General features: G+C 68.9%; 20 protein-coding genes. 8 read left to right on the top strand and 12 right to left on the bottom strand.

All coding sequences use genetic code 11. The features are described 5' to 3' along the window. The first annotated feature begins 242 nt into the window (after positions 1-242). Both rpmG and AB7M35_RS15260 read left to right on the top strand, forming a co-directional pair. Positions 243-410: a 50S ribosomal protein L33 gene (gene rpmG / locus AB7M35_RS15265; RefSeq protein WP_453961216.1), complete on the top strand. Its 168-nt coding sequence runs from the start codon at positions 243-245 to the stop codon at positions 408-410. 193 nt (positions 411-603) lie between these two features. Further along, entirely contained in the window at positions 604-1,029 is a 426-nt protein-coding gene (locus tag AB7M35_RS15260; RefSeq protein ID WP_453961215.1) for a VOC family protein, read from the top strand. 398 nt (positions 1,030-1,427) lie between these two features. On the opposite strand, the gene AB7M35_RS15255 is transcribed toward AB7M35_RS15260, so the two are convergent. Continuing rightward, positions 1,428-1,799, bottom strand: a complete 372-nt coding sequence (locus AB7M35_RS15255; protein ID WP_453961214.1) for a response regulator — start codon at positions 1,797-1,799, stop codon at positions 1,428-1,430. A 175-nt stretch (positions 1,800-1,974) separates the two neighbouring features. Between AB7M35_RS15255 and AB7M35_RS15250 the strand changes: the two genes are divergently transcribed. Further along, positions 1,975-3,261: a DNA polymerase IV gene (locus tag AB7M35_RS15250; protein WP_453961213.1), complete on the top strand. Its 1,287-nt coding sequence runs from the start codon at positions 1,975-1,977 to the stop codon at positions 3,259-3,261. 26 nt (positions 3,262-3,287) lie between these two features. Here AB7M35_RS15250 and AB7M35_RS15245 read toward each other — a convergent pair whose 3' ends face one another. Then, complete coding sequence (locus tag AB7M35_RS15245; protein ID WP_453961212.1) at positions 3,288-4,145, bottom strand: cell envelope integrity EipB family protein; 858 nt, start codon at positions 4,143-4,145, stop codon at positions 3,288-3,290. Positions 4,146-4,413: 268 nt separating this feature from the next. Between AB7M35_RS15245 and AB7M35_RS15240 the strand changes: the two genes are divergently transcribed. The 4 genes from AB7M35_RS15240 to AB7M35_RS15225 all read left to right on the top strand — a co-directional run bounded on the left by AB7M35_RS15240 (position 4,414) and on the right by AB7M35_RS15225 (position 7,627). Next, complete coding sequence (locus AB7M35_RS15240; protein ID WP_453961211.1) at positions 4,414-4,878, top strand: RidA family protein; 465 nt, start codon at positions 4,414-4,416, stop codon at positions 4,876-4,878. Positions 4,879-4,916: 38 nt separating this feature from the next. Then, on the top strand, positions 4,917-5,669 hold the full coding sequence (locus AB7M35_RS15235) for a glycerophosphodiester phosphodiesterase family protein (protein WP_453961210.1): 753 nt from the start codon (positions 4,917-4,919) through the stop codon (positions 5,667-5,669). Positions 5,670-5,829: 160 nt separating this feature from the next. Beyond that, positions 5,830-7,068 carry a GNAT family N-acetyltransferase gene (locus AB7M35_RS15230; protein ID WP_453961209.1) on the top strand — a complete coding sequence of 413 codons (1,239 nt, stop codon included), beginning with the start codon at positions 5,830-5,832 and terminating at the stop codon, positions 7,066-7,068. Positions 7,069-7,192: 124 nt separating this feature from the next. Then, on the top strand, positions 7,193-7,627 hold the full coding sequence (locus AB7M35_RS15225) for an HIT family protein (protein ID WP_453961208.1): 435 nt from the start codon (positions 7,193-7,195) through the stop codon (positions 7,625-7,627). Between the two features lie 77 nt (positions 7,628-7,704). Here AB7M35_RS15225 and AB7M35_RS15220 read toward each other — a convergent pair whose 3' ends face one another. From AB7M35_RS15220 to AB7M35_RS15195, 6 genes are all read right to left on the bottom strand, one after another. Then, positions 7,705-8,454, bottom strand: coding sequence for a hypothetical protein (locus tag AB7M35_RS15220; RefSeq protein WP_453961206.1), 750 nt, complete (start codon positions 8,452-8,454; stop codon positions 7,705-7,707). Between the two features lie 206 nt (positions 8,455-8,660). Continuing rightward, positions 8,661-9,014: an AzlD domain-containing protein gene (locus AB7M35_RS15215; protein ID WP_453961204.1), complete on the bottom strand. Its 354-nt coding sequence runs from the start codon at positions 9,012-9,014 to the stop codon at positions 8,661-8,663. Beyond that, positions 9,011-9,745, bottom strand: coding sequence for an AzlC family ABC transporter permease (locus tag AB7M35_RS15210; protein WP_453961203.1), 735 nt, complete (start codon positions 9,743-9,745; stop codon positions 9,011-9,013). Before AB7M35_RS15210 ends, AB7M35_RS15215 begins: the two co-directional genes overlap by 4 nt. 238 nt (positions 9,746-9,983) lie before the next feature. Then, on the bottom strand, positions 9,984-12,449 hold the full coding sequence (gene clpA, locus AB7M35_RS15205; protein ID WP_453961202.1) for an ATP-dependent Clp protease ATP-binding subunit ClpA: 2,466 nt from the start codon (positions 12,447-12,449) through the stop codon (positions 9,984-9,986). A gap of 9 nt (positions 12,450-12,458) precedes the next feature. Continuing rightward, a complete protein-coding gene (clpS, locus tag AB7M35_RS15200) occupies positions 12,459-12,803 on the bottom strand; it encodes an ATP-dependent Clp protease adapter ClpS (protein WP_453961200.1) in 345 nt (114 codons plus the stop codon). Positions 12,804-13,224: 421 nt separating this feature from the next. Continuing rightward, positions 13,225-13,560 carry a phasin family protein gene (locus tag AB7M35_RS15195; protein WP_453961199.1) on the bottom strand — a complete coding sequence of 112 codons (336 nt, stop codon included), beginning with the start codon at positions 13,558-13,560 and terminating at the stop codon, positions 13,225-13,227. A 237-nt stretch (positions 13,561-13,797) separates the two neighbouring features. Here AB7M35_RS15195 and AB7M35_RS15190 point away from each other — a divergent pair, with 237 nt between their 5' ends. Next, positions 13,798-15,186: a D-alanyl-D-alanine carboxypeptidase gene (locus AB7M35_RS15190; RefSeq protein WP_453961197.1), complete on the top strand. Its 1,389-nt coding sequence runs from the start codon at positions 13,798-13,800 to the stop codon at positions 15,184-15,186. A 115-nt stretch (positions 15,187-15,301) separates the two neighbouring features. Here AB7M35_RS15190 and AB7M35_RS15185 read toward each other — a convergent pair whose 3' ends face one another. The 4 genes from AB7M35_RS15185 to AB7M35_RS15170 all read right to left on the bottom strand — a co-directional run bounded on the left by AB7M35_RS15185 (position 15,302) and on the right by AB7M35_RS15170 (position 18,322). Beyond that, the gene (locus AB7M35_RS15185; protein ID WP_453961196.1) at positions 15,302-16,015 is read right to left on the bottom strand and encodes a DnaJ domain-containing protein; all 714 of its coding nucleotides are present in this window, start codon (positions 16,013-16,015) and stop codon (positions 15,302-15,304) included. 1 nt (position 16,016) lies between these two features. Next, positions 16,017-16,793: a VWA domain-containing protein gene (locus AB7M35_RS15180; protein ID WP_453961195.1), complete on the bottom strand. Its 777-nt coding sequence runs from the start codon at positions 16,791-16,793 to the stop codon at positions 16,017-16,019. Between the two features lie 61 nt (positions 16,794-16,854). Continuing rightward, positions 16,855-17,289: a DUF1489 family protein gene (locus AB7M35_RS15175; protein ID WP_453961193.1), complete on the bottom strand. Its 435-nt coding sequence runs from the start codon at positions 17,287-17,289 to the stop codon at positions 16,855-16,857. A gap of 160 nt (positions 17,290-17,449) precedes the next feature. Further along, on the bottom strand, positions 17,450-18,322 hold the full coding sequence (locus tag AB7M35_RS15170; RefSeq protein ID WP_453961191.1) for a hypothetical protein: 873 nt from the start codon (positions 18,320-18,322) through the stop codon (positions 17,450-17,452). Between the last annotated feature and the right edge of the window lie 123 nt (positions 18,323-18,445).

Genomic DNA, 18,445 nt, shown 5'->3' with positions numbered 1-18,445 from the left:
GACTTTGCCGCCGCGGTGACTAGGTTTCGCGCTTCACGATTTCCGCACCCACGGAGCCCATCGGCGGCCGGGGCCACGCGCGATCCACGTGACCGACGTCGTCCGATCGGACCGATTGCGCACAGACCGCGCGCGATCAGGCCGAAACGGCGCGCCGACCGACCGTTTCATCACTCGCATTTTCGCGCACGCGAAGCGGCTTCCGCTTCACCGGGAATGCTCCAGCGCCAGGGACTGCCGACATGGCCAAGGCTACCACCATCAAGATCCGCCTCGTGTCGACCGCCGACACCGGCTACTTCTACGTCGCCAAGAAGAATTCCCGGACCATGACCGAGAAGATGGTGAAGACGAAGTACGACCCGAAGGTGCGCAAGCACGTCGAGTTCCGCGAAGCGAAGATCAAATAGCCCGGCACCTCTCGCCGCGCTGAGGGCAAGCCCCGTCCGGACCGCCTGGTCCGCTGGACAGGGCCCTGCCCGACCGATCTGATCCGTAGCCGTCTTCCGTCGACCAAGGTGGTTTCACCGGACGGGGTCCAGGCTCCAGAGCGCCGAACGGCTATGCCGTCCGGCGCTTTTTGCGTTGTCCGGAGGGATCCCCATGCAGCAGCAGATGGCCGTCCTCACCCTCGGCGTTGCCGACCCCGAGCGGTCGCGGCGGTTCTATGCGGAGGGGTTTGGCTGGACGCCGGTGTTCGAGATCGCCGGCGAGATCGTGTTCTTCCAGATGAACGGCTTCGTGCTCGGCCTGTGGCGGCGCGAGGCGCTGGCCGAGGACAGCAACCGGCCGCCCGCCGAGGGGCCGGGCGCCTTCGCGCTCGCCCACAACGTGGCGGCCGCCGCCGACGTCCAGCCGGCGCTCGACCGGCTGGCGGCGGCGGGCGGCACGATCCTGCGCAACGCCGAGGCGCCGCCCCACGGCGGGCTCCGGGGCTATGTCGCCGACCCCGACGGCCACGCCTGGGAGATCGCCTTCAACCCCGCCTGGACCATCGGCGCCGACGGCAGCGTCACCTTCGGGGTCTAGCGGCTCCGGATAGGACGCCCGGGGATTTCAGCCGCTGTATCAGACTTTGCCGGATCACATGGCGCGCGGAGAGCCTGCGGCCCGCCGCCCTGGATCCCCGCCTTCGCGGGGATGAGCGGAGGTTGGGGTGGGGCTCGATTCCCCATCATCCGGCCTGAGCTTGCCGACGCGCCCTAATGGATCCCCGCTTTCGCGGGGATGAGCGGAGTTTGGGGCAGCCGCGGAGAAAACCCGCCTCCGTTCTCGCCGCCCGCACCCACCAGCGCGCGACCGCGCGCCGGCCGGTCAGGCCGCGCCCGCGTGAGCGGCGAGCGAAGCGAGCTCGCGTGAGCGGACCGGACTCAGGCCGCCCCCCGGAGCCGGTTCGCATCGCGCACTCGGCGCGAGGGGAAAAGAAATCAGGCCTCGCCGATGAACGTGCGGACCGTTTCCAGGAACTTGTCGACGGAGATGGGCTTCGACAGATAGGCCTCGCAGCCGCCCTGGCGGATGCGTTCCTCGTCGCCCTTCATGGCGAAGGCGGTGACGGCGACGATGGGGATCGCCTTCAGATCGTCGTCGGCCTTGATCTGGCGGGTGACGTCGAGGCCGGAGACCTCGGGGAGCTGGATGTCCATGATGATCAGGTCGGGGCGCTCGGACCGGGCGAGCGTGATCGCCGTGGTGCCGTTGCGGCTCTCCACGACGTCGTAGCCGGACGCCTCCAACAGGTCGTGGAAGAGCTTCATGTTGAGCTCGTTGTCCTCCACGATCAGAACCCGTTTCGGCATGCATCCCCCGGAATGCGCGGCCCGGACGGCTGCCCTGTGCAGCCCGCCGCATGGGTCTTCGAATCGACCGCGAACCGGCGCATGATAGTCTTCGCACGCCGGATGTGAACCTGATGCGCAGGCGATGCCGCGCCGGGCCCGTCCCGCACCCACCCTGACCACGGATCGCACGGGCATGCCCGGTCTCTGCCGCGATTGCCACACCAGCTTCGAGGACGGCGCCGCCCGCCGCACGCGCTGTCCCGCCTGCGGCAGCCCGCGGCTGGTGCAGCACCGCTCGCTGACGGAGCTCGCCATCGCCCACGTCGACTGCGACGCCTTCTACGCCTCGGTGGAGAAGCGCGACGACCCGTCGCTCGCCGACAAGCCGCTGATCATCGGCGGCGGCAAGCGCGGCGTCGTCTCCACCGCCTGCTACATCGCCCGGATCTCCGGCGTGCGCTCGGCGATGCCCATGTTCAAGGCGCTGGAGGCCTGCCCCGACGCCGTCGTCATCAAGCCGAACATGGCGAAATACGCCGCCGTCGCCCGCGAGATCCGCGCGCTGATGGACGAGCTGACGCCGCTGGTGCAGCCGATCTCCATCGACGAGGCGTTCCTGGACCTCGCCGGCACCGAGCTGCTGCACGGGGCGAGCCCGGCCGTGACGCTGGCGAAGTTCGCGAGCCGCGTCGAGCGGCAGGTGGGCATCACCATCTCCGTCGGCCTGTCGGCGAACCGGTTCCTGGCGAAGTACGCCTCCGACTTCGACAAGCCGCGCGGCTTCGTGGTGATCGACCAGGCCGAAGCGGTGGAGCGGCTGGCCGAGGAGCCGGTGTCGAAGCTGCCGGGCGTCGGCCCGGCGCTGGAGCGGACGCTGCGCGCCGCCGGCTTCCGGCTGGTGCGCGACCTGCAGGCGGCCTCGGAGGAGACGCTGATGCGCCGCCTCGGCGCCCAGGGGCAGCGGCTGGGCCGGCTCGCCAACGGCATAGACCCGCGCCGCGTCGACCCCTCGGACGGCCGCAAGAGCGTCAGCGCCGAAACCACCTTCGACACCGACATTGCCGACGCGGCGACGCTGCTGCCGATCCTGCGGCGGCTGTCGGAGAAGGTGTCGGCGCGGCTGAAGGCGCAGGAGATCGCCGGGCGGACCGTCACGCTGAAGCTGAAGACGCGGGAGTTCAAGCTGACGACGCGGGCGCGCCAGCTTCCCGACGCGACGCGGCTCGCCGACCGCATCTTCTCCACCGGCGCCGACCTGCTCGCCCGGGAGATCGACGGCCGCAGCTTCCGGCTGATCGGCATCGGCGTGTCGGAGCTGGAGCCGGTGATCAACGCCGATCCGACCGACCTCCTGGAGCCCCAGCGCGCCAAGCGCGCCCAGGCGGAGCTCGCCATCGACCGGCTGCGCGGCAAGTTCGGCGACCGGACGGTGGAGCTCGGCCTCACATTCCGCCCCGACGGCGGCAAGCCGCGACGGTAGGGCGGACGGCGTTGCCGACCCCGCCCCTACTTGCAGGTGGAGCGGGGGAGGCGGTCGAGTTCGACGAGCTTTCCGGACAGGGTGAAGCTGCCGTAGTCGAGGCGCAGGTCCCGGCTGACGCCGTTTTCGAAGAGCTGGAAGCGCAGGGTGTAGATCGGCGTGAGCTCGCCCACCTGGCCCTTCGACAGATCGAAATAGGAGAGGCTCACCGGCCAGTGGCGGGTGGTGCCGACCGCATCGGCGAGCGTGGAGTCCGCATCGTCGCCGACCGGCTCGTCGGACACCGCCCCGAGGATCGCGGTGGTGGTGTAGATCGTCGCACCGGCATCCGAGCCGTCGTAGAGGTCCGCCTGGACCACCCGCTGGTCCGCCTCGGCCGATGCGATCAGGTGGATCAGGTGCTGGGTCGGGAACATCACGTCGGCATCGAACCGCAGCTTGGTTTCCTGCGGCTGGGTCAGGTCGACCACCACCGCGTCGTCGGCGCGGCGGGCCGAGCCCTTGGCCTCTTCCTGGAGCCGCTGGTCGGTGAAGGTGCGGCTGAGGAACTGGAAGCTGTCGGCGTCGGCGTTCTCGTAGGTGCTGGACCGCAGGTCGGTGACGCGCTGGGCGCCGTCCTGGTCGTTGACCTCGGTGACGAAGCGGCTGTTGACGGTGAAGCCCTCGCAGGACGAGCCCGTCACCTCGAACACCAGCCGGCCGGAGACGCCGGAGATGTTGGACGACGAGGAGGCATCGTCGAGGCTGATGTCGTAGACCGCGCGGTGCGGCAGCAGCCCCTTCGCGATGCCGGCGGGATCCACGTCGTCCGCCGCCGCCTGAGCCGGGCAGAAGAGCGGCGGCAGAAGCAGGGCGGATGCCACGGCGGCAACCATGAGACGCATGGGGATCCTCGCATTCCGATCTTGGGCCGTCGCCGGCGCGGCAACGCGGCGGCAGAGTGGACGGTCTCGCATGACGGATGCAAGACCCTTCGTCCGCGGCAAAGCTACAGGGACGGCCGAGGCTGACGGCCGGGGGCGACGGCGGCACCGTGGACGAGGATAACGACCTTCGCGAGGCAGGGCCATCCGCGGCGCCGCCCACTTGCCGCCTCCGCACACATCCGACATGAAGGGGCAGCACGCCCGCATTCCACAGAAGGACATCGTCATGGCCGACACCATCGAAAGCCGCCTCGCCGGCCTGGGCATCACGCTGCCGACGCCCGCCGCCCCCGCCGCCAACTACGTGCCGGCGGTGCGCTCCGGATCGCAGCTGTTCATTTCCGGCCAGATCCCGATGGGCCCCGACGGGCTGCAGCACGTGGCCAAGCTCGGCGCCGACTACGGCGTGGAAGAGGGCCAGGCGGCGGCCAAGCTGTGCGCCATCAACGTGCTCGCCCAGGCGAAGGCGGCGCTGGGCGACCTGGAGAAGATCGTGCGGCTGGTGAAGGTCGGCGGCTTCGTGAACTCCACCGCCGATTTCACCGACCAGCCGAAGGTGATCAACGGCGCCTCCGACTTCTTCGTCGAGGCGATGGGCGATCGCGGCAAGCACGCGCGCTCGGCCGTGGGCGTCGCCTCGCTGCCGTTCGGCGTCGCCGTCGAGGTCGAGGCGATCTTCGAGGTCGCCTGAGGCGCGGAAGGAACACCGCGGCCCCGGGACAGAGCACCATGGCCGGCGCACCCTGGCTGACAGCCCGCCCGATCGCCCATCGCGGCCTGCACGGCGCCGACACCGGCGCCGTGGAGAACAGCCTGTCGGCCGCCACCGCGGCGGTCGAGGGCGGCTACGCCATCGAGGTGGACCTGCAGCTTTCCGCCGACGGCGTGCCGATGGTGTTCCACGACGGCACCCTGGACCGGATGACCAACGCGGACGGCCCGCTGCGCGCGCGCACCGCCGAAGAGCTCGCCGCCGTCACCCTGCGCGGTACCAGCGAGGCGATCCCGACGCTCGCCGCGCTGCTGGCGACGGTGGCCGGCCGCACGCCGCTGGTGCTGGAGCTGAAGACCGAATGGCAGCGCGCCCGCGACCCGGAACTGCCCCGCCGCACGGCGGAGGCGCTTGCGGGATACGCCGGGCCGGTGGCGCTCATGTCGTTCGACCCGGACATGGTGGCGGCGAGCCGCGGCCTGATGCCCGACCGGCCGCACGGGATCGTCGCGCGCGACAGCTCCAACGTGCGCGATTTCCCGCGCCTGTCGGTGATGGAGCGGTTCGCGCTGACCCACCTGCTGCACGCCCCGCGCACCCGGCCCGACTTCGTCGCCTACCGCATCCACGACCTGCCGACGCTGTCGACCAGCCTGCTCCGGCGCCTGTTCGGCGTGGCGCTGCTCACCTGGACCGTGCGCTCCCAGACGGAGCGGCAGAAGGCCGCACGCGTGGCCGACCAGATCATTTTCGAGGGCTTCCGCGCCTGAGCCGGCGGACGGCCGGCCCCGCGCCGCCGATCCGCCCCTTGTGGCCGGCGCCGCATCGCCTACCCTATGGGGTCTGTATCCGCAGCCTGCCTTGCCCACCCGGGGAATTGCCCCCGGGCGGCGACGGGCGGCCCGCCCGCCTCGCGAGTATCGAGACATCATGTCCGTCGAGCCGACCGATCCCGCCGCCCTCGTCCTGCAAGCCGTCGAAGGCGTATCGGCCGTCGATCGCGACGAATGGAACCGCCTCGCCAACCCGGGCTGGCGCCGGACGGCGGGCGAGCTGGTGGCGGAGGGGACCCCGCCCCGCCCCTACGATCCGTTCGTCGACCACGACTTCCTGAGCGCGCTGGAGGAAACCGGCTGCGTCGGCCCGGAGGCCGGCTGGTATCCGCGCCCGCTCCTGATCCGCGACGCCGATGACGAGCTGGTGGCGGCGGCGCCGAGCTATCTCAAGGTCCATTCCCAGGGCGAATACGTGTTCGACCACGGCTGGGCCGACGCCTTCGAGCGCGCCGGCGGCGCCTACTATCCGAAGCTGCAGGTCTCGGTGCCGTTCACGCCGGCGACCGGGCCGCGGCTGCTGGTGCGGCCGGGCCCGGACGAGGCGGCGCTGCGCACGCACCTGGCCGACGGGCTGGCGGCCTTCGCCCACCAGGCCGACGCCTCGTCGGTGCACGTGACCTTCCTCATGGAGCCGGAATGGGAGACGCTGGTGGCGCGCGGCTACCTGCCGCGCACCGACGTGCAGTTTCACTGGGAGGACCGGGGCTACGGCGACTTCGAGGGGTTTCTCGCAGCACTTTCGTCGCGCAAGCGCAAGCAGATCCGCCGCGAGCGCCGCGACGCGCTGGCCGCCGGCCTGGAGATCGAATGGGCGAGCGGGGCGGACCTCACCGAGGCGCACTGGGACGCCTTCTACGGCTTCTACATGGACACCGGCGCGCGCAAATGGGGCCGGCCGTACCTGAACCGCGCGTTCTTCTCGGCGCTGGGCGCGACGATGGCCGACCGGGTGGCGCTGGTGCTGGCGCGGCGCGACGGACGGGCGATCGCAGGCGCCCTGAACCTGATCGGCTCCGACACGCTCTACGGCCGCTACTGGGGCTGCACCGAGGACCACCCGTTCCTGCATTTCGAGATCTGCTACTACCAGGCGATCGACTTCGCGCTGGCGCGCGGGCTCGCCCGCGTCGAGGCGGGCGCCCAGGGCGAGCACAAGCTGGCGCGCGGCTACGAGCCGCACGTGACGCGGTCGGCCCACTACATCCTGCACCCGGGCCTGCGCCGGGCGATCGCGGAGTATCTGGAGCGCGAACGCCACGCCATGGACGTGGAGCGCGGCATCCTCGCCGAGCACGCGCCCTACAAGCGCGGCGATCCCTCCGAGCAGCGCTGACGCGGGCGGACCGAGCATCGGCCCTTGAATGCCGGGATCGATCGGGTTTGATGGCCAGGCGCCGATTCTTGCCGGCGCCATCCTGATCCGGGGTCGGGCGGACCCCATGCGAACCGGAGCCGACATGACCACCGTTCCCTACGACGACCAGAACGTCTTCGCCAAGATCCTGCGCGGCGAGATGCCGGCGATGAAGGTCTATGAGGACGACAGGACATTCGCCTTCATGGACATCATGCCGCGCTCGGACGGCCACTGCCTGGTGATCCCGAAGGCCGCCTCGCGCAACATCCTCGACATCGCGCCGGAGGACCTGACCGCGACGATGGCCACCGCGCAGCGGCTCGCCCGCGCCGCCAAGCAGGCGTTTCAGGCGGACGGCGTGACCGTGCAGCACTTCTGCGAGCCGGCCGGCGGACAGGTGGTGTTCCACACCCACGTCCACATCCTGCCGCGCTACGAGGGCGTGGCGCTGCGCCCCCACACCGGCGAGATGGCCGACAAGGACATGCTGACCGCGCAGGCGGAAAAGCTGAAGGCCGCGCTCGCGGCGGGCTGAGCGGCAAGCGGGCGGCGGCCGGCGCCGCCCCTGCCCCGACCGTGGCGGGCCGGAGCGGCAGGACCGCCGCAACCGGGTCAAATGAGCTTGCGGAAGGCCTGGGTGAGCTTGTCCTGGGAGACCGGACCGGCAGACTGGAAGGCGAGCACCTTTTCCCCCTTCGACGCGACCAACGATCCTTCTGCAACAAATACGTTGAAGAAGCACAGCGCGTTCACGCCGGAGCAGTTGGCTGCCGTTGCATTCTTGAGGTTGATGGCGATCTTGCCGCCCCCCAATGACGGGATCGATGCATTGACGCTCCCACCGGCTTCGCCAGCCACCGATATGACCTCGCTGGACGCATAGACCGGCTCGGTAATGACGACCAGCTTGTAGCGCGCTGGATTCTTGGCCAGTTCGCGAACGCGCCAGCGGCGGTAGCCGTTATCCGGCTGGATTTCCCGATACTTCCCCTCCAGCGCCGCGCGTGCGTTGGAGTTGGTCTTACGGACAGCGTCCTTCACCTCGAACGAGAGTTCGTTGGCGAGAAAGGCTCTGACGTCCGCCTCGACCCGTTGTGTCAGCAATTCACTCTGGATCCCCTGCACCTCGACATCAAACCCGCGAACGTTGCTCGCCATGAGGTTCTGCGGACCGACCGAGCCCTCATGCCGCAGCGCGACGCTGTCATTCAGATCGATCAGGTCATTCGTTGTCGTGTCCCAGAAGAAGACCCGACCCTCGTTGAAAAGGCCGGAGTTCCGATAGCCCAGCGTCGTACGCGCAAAGTCGAAGTTCGGCTTGGCCGTCGCGCACGCGGCGACTGTCGTCACGATGGCGATCACGGCTCCGACGCGTGCTGCCTCGCGCCAGCGGTGTCGCCTGCCTGTCGGCCCCAGAGAGCTTGGTGAAGAAGATAGAAAGCGAAGCATCGGGCCACCCCCACTGGTTGTGCCAGCAGAAGGTCACACACTCATTGCGAGCAGTCAACGCGGACGTGCAACCACGCGACCCGCGCTGCCGTGCGGCCGGCCGGCGGACCGCGTCCGCCTCAGAGCAGGAACCAGGCGGCGATGAGGGCGGCTTCGGAGGCGAGGATGCCGAGGGCCAGGTTCTTGCGGGTGGCGAAGTAGACCGCCATGCCGAGCACGACGCAGGCGATGCGCACCGGCACCGCGACCTCGGCGAGCGTGCCGCTGGGGAACAGGATCAGCTGGGCGATCAGGCCGGACACCAGCGCGGTCGCCACCGCCTTGATCCATCGGAAGACCTCGGAGTCCTCCGACAGTTTGCCGGCAAACAGCACCCCGAGCCACCGCCACACATGGGTGGGCAGCGCAGCCGCCACGAGGATGGTGAGGTAGGGCCCGAGGCCCGGCAGGGTCAGGCTGTCGGCCGCGGTCATGGGTGCCGCCTCTTCCACCGGCCGAGGACGTAGGCGAGCGTGCCGCCGACGAGGCCGGTCCACAGAAGGTCGAGGCCGACGCCGAGGTGGTGCAGGAGCGGGCCGAGGACGAGGCCGAAGCCCATCGCCAGGTGATCCTCGCGGACCCGCCCGGCGCCGGCCAGCGCCAGCAGGAAATAGAGCGGCGTCAGCAGCAGCAGCGCCGCCGACAGCCAGCCCGGCATGTGGCCCACCGCCACATAGGCGATGGCCACGGCGGCGACGTTGACGCTCACCAGCGCCACCGCGAAGCCGGTGAAGTAGGCGAGCCGGTTGGCGCGCGGCGTCGACGGCATCTCCGCCATGGTGAACACCCACGACGTCACCGCCACGAAGTGGGACATGAGGAAGAGCCAGCGCCGGCGCGTGCGCTCGGCGCGCACCACCGGGGTCCACGCCATCAGCATGGGCAGGAAGCGCATGGAGGAGAGCGACACGGCGAGGATGGTGGCGAACCAGCCGGCGCCGGCCTTGAGCGAGCCGACGTAGACGACCTGGGCCGGCAGCGCCCACACCGAGATCGCGATCATCACCGTCTCGCCGAGGCTGAAGCCGGCGTCGCGGGCAAGCGCCGCGAAGCCCACCTGCGCCGTCATCAGGACGGCGGCCGGCACCGAGACCAGCTTGGTGACCCCCTTCAGGAACCAGCGCATGGCGGAGGGAGACGCGGAAGGGGACGGAGGGTCGATCACCGAGAGACTCACACGCAGGGTCGGCACCTCATGCGGGTAGCACAGTTGCGGCGGCGACCGAAGCGCCGAGAGGCCGGGACGCGACACAGCGCGCGCCGGCCGGCCCGCGGCGCCACCGGACGGGCGTCGATCGGCCCGGCACGGCGGGAGAGCGCGCAGAAAAAAGGCGCCGACCCCTGCGGGCCGGCGCCTGTGTATCGTGTCGGGGGCGCTCCGGTGCGGAGGCGCGGGCCGGAGCCTACTGGGTCAGCGGCACCTTGGGAACGAGGCTGCCCTTGGAGGGACGCTTCGCCGGCACGCCGCCGGACGGGCCGGACGAACCGGAGCCGCCCGAACCGCCGGAGCCTGAGCCGCTCGAGCGCGAGGGCTTCTTCGCGGCCGGCTTCTTCTTCGGCCGGGCCGGCGGCTTCGGCTTCACCACGGTGTCGGCGATCGTCTCGAGCGACAGCTGCTTCTTGCCGTCCTTCTCCTCGACGTCGACCTTCACCGTGCCGCCCTTCATGAGCTTGCCGAACAGCACCTCGTCGGCGAGCGGCCGCTTGATGTGCTCCTGGATCACCCGGCCGAGCGGGCGGGCGCCCATGCGTTCGTCGTAGCCTTCCTCGGCGAGCCATTTGATGGCCGCGTCGGACAGCTCGAAGGTGACGTTGCGATCGGCCAGCTGCGCCTCGAGCTCGAGAACGAACTTGGTGACGACCTGGTAGATCACTTCCGCCGGCAGGCTGCCGAACGGGATGATGGCGTCCAGACGGTTGCGGAACTCCGGCGTGAACAGCTTGTTGATCGCCTCGGTGTCGTCGCCTTCCCGCTTGGCGCGGTTGAAGCCGATCGGCGCCTTGGCCATGTCGGCGGCACCCGCGTTGGTCGTCATGATCAGGATGACGTTGCGGAAGTCGATCTGCTTGCCGTTGTGATCGGTCAGCTTGCCGTGGTCCATCACCTGCAGAAGGATGTTGAACAGATCCGGATGCGCCTTCTCGATCTCGTCGAGGAGCAGGACGCAGTGCGGATGCTGGTCGATCCCGTCGGTCAGGAGACCGCCCTGGTCGAAGCCGACATAGCCCGGAGGCGCGCCGATCAGCCGAGAGACGGTGTGCCGCTCCATGTACTCCGACATGTCGAAGCGCAGGAGCTCGACGCCCAGCGTCGAGGCGAGCTGACGGGCAACCTCGGTCTTGCCGACGCCCGTGGGGCCGGAGAACAGGTAGTTGCCGATCGGCTTGTTCGGCTCGCGCAGGCCGGCCCGGGCGAGCTTGATCGCCGAGGACAGCTTGTCGATCGCCGCGTCCTGACCGTAGACGACGCGCTTCAGGTTCTCGTCGAGATTGCGCAGCGTCTCCGCATCGTCCTTCGACACCGACTTCGGCGGGATGCGGGCCATCGTGGCGATGGTCGCCTCGATTTCCTTCACGCCGATCGTCTTGCGGCGGCGGGCTTCCGGCAAAAGCATCTGCGACGCCCCGGTCTCGTCGATCACGTCGATCGCCTTGTCCGGCAGCTTGCGGTCGTTGATGTAGCGCGACGACAGCTCCACCGCCGCCTTGATGGCGTCGTTGGTGAAGCGGATCGAGTGGTACTCCTCGAAGTAGGGCTTGAGGCCCTTGAGGATCTCGATCGCGTCGGGCACCGACGGCTCGCTGACGTCGATCTTCTGGAAGCGCCGGACGAGGGCCCGGTCCTTCTCGAAGAACTGCCGGTACTCCTTGTAGGTGGTGGAGCCGATGCAGCGGATCGAGCCCGAGGCCAGAGCCGGCTTCAGGAGGTTCGACGCGTCCATCGCCCCGCCGGAGGTGGCGCCGGCGCCGATCACCGTGTGGATCTCGTCGATGAACATGATCGCGCCGGGATATTCCTCGATCTCCTTCACGACCTGCTTCAACCGTTCCTCGAAGTCGCCGCGATAGCGGGTGCCGGCGAGGAGCGAGCCCATGTCGAGGGCGAAGATGGTCGCGTCGGCGAGCACCGACGGCACGTCGTCGTCGACGATGCGCTTGGCGAGGCCTTCGGCGATCGCCGTCTTGCCGACGCCCGGGTCGCCGACCAGAAGCGGATTGTTCTTCTGGCGCCGGCAAAGGACCTGGATGGTGCGGCGGATCTCGTTGGCGCGACCGATCAGCGGATCGATCTTACCCTTCGAGGCCTTCTCGTTGAGATTGACGCAGTAGGCCTCGAGCGCGTCGGTCTTGCGCTTGACGCGTTCGCCGCCCTCGACGGTCGCCTGGTCGTCGTCGGCGCCGCGCGACGAGCGCGATTCCGACATGCCTGCCCGCTTGGCGATACCGTGCGAGATGTAGTTCACCGCGTCGTAGCGGGTCATGTCCTGCTCCTGCAGGAAGAACGCCGCATGGCTTTCGCGCTCGGCGAAGATCGCGACGAGCACGTTCGCCCCGGTCACCTCGTCGCGCCCGGAGGACTGGACGTGGATGACCGCGCGCTGAATGACACGCTGGAAGCCGGCGGTCGGCTTGGAATCGTCGCCGGAATCCGTGACGAGGTTGTCGAGTTCCGTATCGACGTACTCGACGAGATCGCGCCTCAGTTTCTCGAGGTCGACGTTGCAGGCCCGCATGACGGCCGCGGAATCCTGATCGTCGACGAGCGCCAACAGAAGGTGCTCGAGGGTGGCGTATTCCTGGTGACGCTCATTGGCAAAGGCGAGCGCCTGGTGCAGCGCCTTTTCAAGGCTACGGGAGAATGATGGCACGAGGGTTCCTCACTTCTTCTCCATGACGCACTGCAGAGGATGCTGGTGCTTACGCGCGAAATCCATGACCTGGGTCACTTTGGTTTCCGCGACTTCGTACGTGTAGACCCCACATTCACCCACGCCATGATGATGGACGTGGAGCATGACCTGGGTCGCTTCGTCGCGACTCTTCTGAAAGAAGCTCTCCAGCACGTGCACCACAAACTCCATCGGCGTGTAGTCGTCGTTGAGCAGCAGTACACGGTACATGCTCGGCCGCTTCGTCTTCGGCCGCGTGCGCGTGACGACGACCGTACCGGACTGGTCGTCGTCTTTGTCGGATTTCGTCATCACAATCGGGCTGGTCCGCATGGCGGTCGGTCCGTGGTGACAAGCAATAACTCGGTCCAGCAAGCGGTCGGCTCGTCCGTTTCGGGGTCCACCCGCCCGGACATGATGGCGTCCAGCGGGGAACGTGTCGAAGTCACACTATGGGGAGCCGTCTCTCGCGACAGGTTCGAGGACGGATCATCCCGGATGATTCAGTCCGGCGCGGGGACCGTCTCGGCTTTCGGCGATGGCCGCGGGACCGTCCCGATGCGCCTCCTTTGCAGTGCCTTTCACTGACAGATGTAAGAGGCCGTTGCGGCTATTGTAAGCCGCTCACTCGACGGCGCAATGCACCGGCCATACTATTTGGCCCGTCTCCCGGAAAATAAAAAAGCCCGGCGCCACGGCGCCGGACTCTTTGGAAGTTGAACAGAACAAAAGAGCTCAACCGAGCCGAACAATTCTATTTTCCATACATTTTGGCAGTCACGCCGCCGGCCGTCTGGAAAAGACCTTGCGCCACGGCGGCGTAAAGCTCGCCGAGCCGCGTCATTTCGCCGACCATGCCTTCATAGGCGGACTTGGCGTAGGTGATCTGGGTCTCGACGGCCTTCTCGACGCTGGGCGCCGCCATCATCTTTTCGAGCGCCGCCGAGCCGTCCTCCAGGCTCTTGCGCGAATAGCCGGCCAGCTCCGCGGTGATCGCCTGGCACCCCTCCTGGGCCACCCCGAGCGATTTCATCGCCGCCTCCAGACCCTCCTTGCCGATCGTCTGGAACTGCTCGAGGCCATTGGTCATGGGAACACCTGCTGCTGCGCGGAGGAAGGGAGGTTCGGGATCACAATCTCGAGTGTGCTGCGTCGCACAATGCCCGTCAAGACAGCCCCGCGAACGCCTCATCGGGCAAAAAGTTCAGACCGTGTTTACGCCCCGATAACCGCTTCCCCCTACGGTGCAATGTCACCAGCCCGGAAGCCGGCCACAGAGCAGGGTCCGGACGAGGCGGCACCATGCGTAGCGAGTAAAGGTTTTCCAATGAGCACCGGGCGAGCTTCAGCGAACGCGGGATGGGCAGAGTGGTTTGCCCGCCTGGCGGCGGTCGTGCTGATCAGCGCGACGGCCCTCGCGGTTTCCACCCACAGCGGCGAAGCCAATTCGAAATATGCGGCGATCGTGGTCGACGGATCGACCGGGGAGACGCTGTTTGCCAGCCACGCGGACGAAAAGCGCTACCCCGCATCCGTCACCAAGATCATGACGCTCTATATCCTCTTCGAGGAACTGCGCGCCGGCCGGATGACGCTGGACACGCCGATCCCGGTGTCGGCGTTCGCGGCCAAGCAGGTGCCCTCCAAGATCGGTTTCAAGCCGGGCCAGACGATCCGCACCCGTGATGCGATCCGCGCGCTGGTGACGAAGTCGGCCAACGACGTGGCTGTGGCCATCTCCGAAAAGATCGGTGGCTCCCAGGAAAAGTTCGCCGAGCGGATGACCAGCACGGCCCGCCGGCTCGGGATGCGCTCCACCGTGTTCCGCAACGCCTCCGGCCTGCCGAACCGCGCCCAGTACACGACGGCCCGCGACCTGGCGCGCCTCGGCCTCGCCGTGCAGCGCGACTTCCCGGTCTACTACAGCTATTTCAACACCCGTTCCTTCACCTACCGCGGCCAGTCCTACCGCAACCACAACCGGCTGCTCGGCAAGGTCGACGGCGTCGACGGCATCAAGACCGGCTTCATCAACGACTCCGGCTTCAACCTGGTGGCCTCGGTGAAGCGCGACGGCCGGTTCATCGTCGCCGTGGTGATGGGCGGGCGCACCGGCCGCAGCCGCGACCAGCACATGACCGACCTGATCAACACCTACATCCCGAAGGCGAAGCGCGGCTACGCCGGTACGGCGATGGCCGCCGTCGCTCCCGAGGACGTGCCCGTGCCCTCCTCGCGTCCGGAGATGCCGGTCTACGTCGCCGAGACGCCGGACACGCCGCAGCGCCTGACGCCGGAGCTGATCGCCGCCTATGCCGCCTCGGTCAACGCCGCGGAACTGGCCAACGACCCGATCGAGCAGGTCGCGGCCATCGGCTCGGCCGACAGCGTCGACCTGTCGGAGGACGCCACCTCGTCCGTCGTCGCCACCGCGGCCGCCCCCACGCCTTCGGCGGCCGCGCCGAGCGGCTGGCACGTGCAGATCGCGGCGGCGGAAAGCGAAAGCAACGCCCGGACGCTGCTGCTCGACGCCCAGCGCCAGAACAGCTCGATCCTCGGCGACCGCCAGATCTACACCGAGCGGGTCGACGTCAACGGCAGCACCCTCTACCGCGCCCGCTTCACCGGCTTCGCGACCAAGTCGGAGGCCTGGGAAGCCTGCAGCGCACTGAAGAAGCGCAAGGTGTCCTGCTGGGCGCTCAATCCATCGTCCTAGGCCGGCGCGGCCGGACCGCCGGCATCGCCTGCCTGGATTTCGAACGACCTGAACGACCGGCGCCGATGCGAAACGCGCCGCTGAAACTGGGGATGCCGAGGGGATGAGTATCGTGTCAGTTATGCCCGCGCAGAAGCCGCTGTTTGGCTTCGTTGATCTTCGACGCAAGGAACGTGCTGCCGCCCCGGTCGGGATGCAGACCCTTCATGAGCCGTCGGTGCGCGGCGCGGATCTCCCCTTCTCCGGCGCCTGGCTGAAGACCAAGGATCTCGTAGGCCTCTTCTTCGCTCAGGGAACCTCCCGCAGCCGACGCGCGGCCCTCCCCCGCACCCGCGTCCTCGTGGAGGTCTTCACGCCAGCCGGGCGTCCGGCGGTCGAGATAAGCTTCGACTAGCGTCACGCTGTCCGGGTCGCCCGCGACCTCGTGCAGCAGTTCCAGCAGATCGGCGTTCGACAGGCTGTCGAGCCCGCGCCCGGCGAACCGGCCGGCCCGCACCTCGCCGGCGATCTCGCCGGTGTCGTGATCGAGGCTCAGGTGCAGGAAGTCGGTGGTGACCGACGACGACTGACCGGCTGAGCGCGGCGCCCCGCGCGACCGGCGCATCCCGGCCAGCGGACCGAAGCCGAGCAGCGACAGCCCGAACAGGCCGAGCGGTCCCGACAGCGGCCAGATCCCGCGCACCGCGAACCCCACCGCCGCCAGCACGCAGACGACGCCTCCCGCGATCCGCAGCCGCCGTGCCAGCACCGCCGGATCGGCCTGCGAGAAGCCGCGGCTCGCCACCACGATGGCGCCCAGCGCCAGGGTCCCGAGCAGAAGCCAGATCATCTCAGCCCATTTTCCCGATCAGCAGCCGCGCGCCCTCTTCGCCGCGCGCGCTCATGTCGGCGAGCGCCGCCCGGCCGCCGGCGGCGTAGGCCGCCACCGCCCGCAGCAGGCGGCCGAGCTCGTCGGCGGCGTCGGCGCGGAAGGTCAGATGGGCGCCGCCCGACAGCCGGGCGATCTCGGCGAAGGCGCGCGAGGCGACCGGATCGCTGCCCTCCTGGAAGACGAACACCGGCACCTTCAGGAGCCCCAGCTCGCCGGCCCGCGCGCAGAGCTCGTCGACCGCCTCCTCCATGCAGTCGCCCACGTAGACCACCGCGTGCACCTTTTCGGTGCGCGTCTCGTCGAGGGCGCGGCCCAGCACCTTGCGGATCTGGGTGAGCCCGCCGCGGCAATCGATCCGCGTCATCAGGTCGCGCAGGCGGGAGGTGTCGGAGACCCATTTGGAGGCGCGGCATTCGCCGAAGCCGCGGAAATAGACGAGCTGGATGTCGAGGCCGCCGACCTTGCCGGCCTCCTGGAACATCTCCGCCTGGATCGCGCAGGCCCGGTCCCAGGTCGCCTGGCGGCTCATGGTGGCGTCGAGCGCGAACATCAGCCGGCCGCGCCGGCCGGTGCCGGGCGAGGCGGCGGCGGCGCGCGACCGCGCCACGAAGGCGTCGATGTCGGCACGCGGCGACCGCTCGGCCGGCGGCTGGCCGGTCGTCGACGTCACGGTCGGGCGCACGGGCGTGCGGGTGGTGGGTCGGTTGTCCTTGCTCACCCCCTCTAGATGGCGCATCCGGCGCGGCAGGCAAAGGCCGTCGTGTCGCAAGGCCTTCCGGAGATGGGGAGCGGGCGCGTCAGAGCAGGCCCAGATCGGCCAGCTCGCGGCGCATGTCGGCCGGCATGTCGTCGTCGCCGTCGAGCCCGGCGTCGTCGGGCGGCGCCTCGGCGGGGGTGAGATACCGCCAGCCCTGGAACGGCCGCCGCGGCGTCTTGCGCGTCTCGATCAGCTCGGGGGCGAGCACGAACGCGCACCGCTTGACCCCGTCGGCGTCGACGATGGGATCGATGCGAAGGATCGGCTGGCGCACCTGGATGAAGCCGCGGATCACCCAGTAGAGCGACCCGGAGCCGGCGATCTCGTCGCCGCGCTTCGGCGTCATGCGGGTGACGTGGCGCGACACCGCCTCCTCGCCGGCGGCCCGGCGCGCGCCGACCCGCTGCTCGACCCAGCCGCGCAGGTCGTCGATCGTGTCCGCGCCGACGCAGAGTTTCAGGATGTGCAATGTCATCGCCGGTAAACCTGGCGCGCGGCGCGGGCCGCTTCAAGGGCGGCCGCGCCTTCTCCTGGGGATAGGTCCGCCCGCCGCGCCGCGGTCCCCCGAAACGAACGGGCCGCCGCCCCCTTTCGGAGACGGCGGCCCGGATCGCGGCGACCTGGCGGCGCAAGGATCAGGCGCCCTCGAAGACGCCCTCTTCCTTCATGTTCGCGTAGACGCGGTCGAACCAGATCCGCAGGTCGGCGACGCCCGAGGTAGCTTCCCAGATGTCGATGTCGAACTTCTCCGCCGCCTCGTCCTCGGTGAGGTTCAGGGCGTCCTCGATGGACACGAAGTTCAGCTCCATCAGGTGCCACAGCTCGGAGGTGCAGCGCGGCAGCTTGATGTAGTGGAGCGCGCGGTTCTCGGCGATCTTGTTGAGCTCCTGGGAGATCTTCAGGCTCGAGAAGCTGCCGCCGGCCTCGTTGAGGACGATGTACATGCGCGAGATCGGCATGACGTCCTGGTCGTTGAACTGGCGGACCAGGTCGGCGATGTCGTCGATCGCGTGCTTCTCGGCGCGGCAGACCAGCATGACGTCGACCGGCGGCGCCTTGCGCGACTGGAAGATCTGGCTGACCCGGCGGGCGCGGGCCCACTCGGTCACCTGGGACACGACGTTGGCGCCGAGATCGACCACCACGCCGCCTTCCAGAAGGCTGCGGCCGAGCCGGTCCCAGTATTTCAGGGACGCGTTCATGTCGTTCGCCTTCTTGGCGATCGACAGCTCGGCGCCGACGCCGAACTCGGTGACCCGCTGGGGGTACATCTTGCCGATCTTCGAGCGGCCGGTGTCGTCGACGAAATCGGCGGACGCCAGCTTGTAGCTCGCCCCCGACCGCTGCAGGCCGAGGTAGACGAGCTGGGCCAGGGTCGTCTTGCCCTGGCCACCGGCGTGCGCCGCACACAAAATCGATCGCATTCCTGCGTCCCCTTTGGCATTCACCCAGGCGAGCGCCCCGGCCGCCGCGGTGTCGAACAGGATCTTCGGCTGTCGGTGCGACACGGCGAAATCCGCCGCGACTGGTGGAAAAACGTGCCGCTATCACTACGGACGAAGGCGCAAGAGTCAACCGTAGGCCGGAGCGGACGCGATGCACAATGCAGGTCCGGCGGCGCTGATCCGGCA

The organism is Amorphus suaedae (assembly GCF_053629675.1).
Note: the sequence above shows the minus strand (reverse complement) of the source record. Positions and strands in the feature narration are given on the sequence as shown.

Coding starts and splice junctions, on each gene's coding strand:
- AB7M35_RS15250 (WP_453961213.1), top strand. CDS start 1,975: ATGCCCGGTCTCTGCCGCGATTGCCACACCAGCTTCGAGGACGGCGCC.
- rpmG (WP_453961216.1), top strand. CDS start 243: ATGGCCAAGGCTACCACCATCAAGATCCGCCTCGTGTCGACCGCCGAC.
- AB7M35_RS15185 (WP_453961196.1), bottom strand. CDS start 16,015: ATGATCTGGCTTCTGCTCGGGACCCTGGCGCTGGGCGCCATCGTGGTG.
- AB7M35_RS15175 (WP_453961193.1), bottom strand. CDS start 17,289: ATGACATTGCACATCCTGAAACTCTGCGTCGGCGCGGACACGATCGAC.
- AB7M35_RS15195 (WP_453961199.1), bottom strand. CDS start 13,560: ATGACCAATGGCCTCGAGCAGTTCCAGACGATCGGCAAGGAGGGTCTG.
- AB7M35_RS15180 (WP_453961195.1), bottom strand. CDS start 16,793: ATGCGCCATCTAGAGGGGGTGAGCAAGGACAACCGACCCACCACCCGC.
- AB7M35_RS15215 (WP_453961204.1), bottom strand. CDS start 9,014: ATGACCGCGGCCGACAGCCTGACCCTGCCGGGCCTCGGGCCCTACCTC.
- AB7M35_RS15240 (WP_453961211.1), top strand. CDS start 4,414: ATGGCCGACACCATCGAAAGCCGCCTCGCCGGCCTGGGCATCACGCTG.
- clpS (WP_453961200.1), bottom strand. CDS start 12,803: ATGCGGACCAGCCCGATTGTGATGACGAAATCCGACAAAGACGACGAC.
- AB7M35_RS15260 (WP_453961215.1), top strand. CDS start 604: ATGCAGCAGCAGATGGCCGTCCTCACCCTCGGCGTTGCCGACCCCGAG.
- AB7M35_RS15225 (WP_453961208.1), top strand. CDS start 7,193: ATGACCACCGTTCCCTACGACGACCAGAACGTCTTCGCCAAGATCCTG.
- AB7M35_RS15230 (WP_453961209.1), top strand. CDS start 5,830: ATGTCCGTCGAGCCGACCGATCCCGCCGCCCTCGTCCTGCAAGCCGTC.
- AB7M35_RS15245 (WP_453961212.1), bottom strand. CDS start 4,145: ATGCGTCTCATGGTTGCCGCCGTGGCATCCGCCCTGCTTCTGCCGCCG.
- AB7M35_RS15235 (WP_453961210.1), top strand. CDS start 4,917: ATGGCCGGCGCACCCTGGCTGACAGCCCGCCCGATCGCCCATCGCGGC.
- AB7M35_RS15255 (WP_453961214.1), bottom strand. CDS start 1,799: ATGCCGAAACGGGTTCTGATCGTGGAGGACAACGAGCTCAACATGAAG.
- AB7M35_RS15190 (WP_453961197.1), top strand. CDS start 13,798: ATGAGCACCGGGCGAGCTTCAGCGAACGCGGGATGGGCAGAGTGGTTT.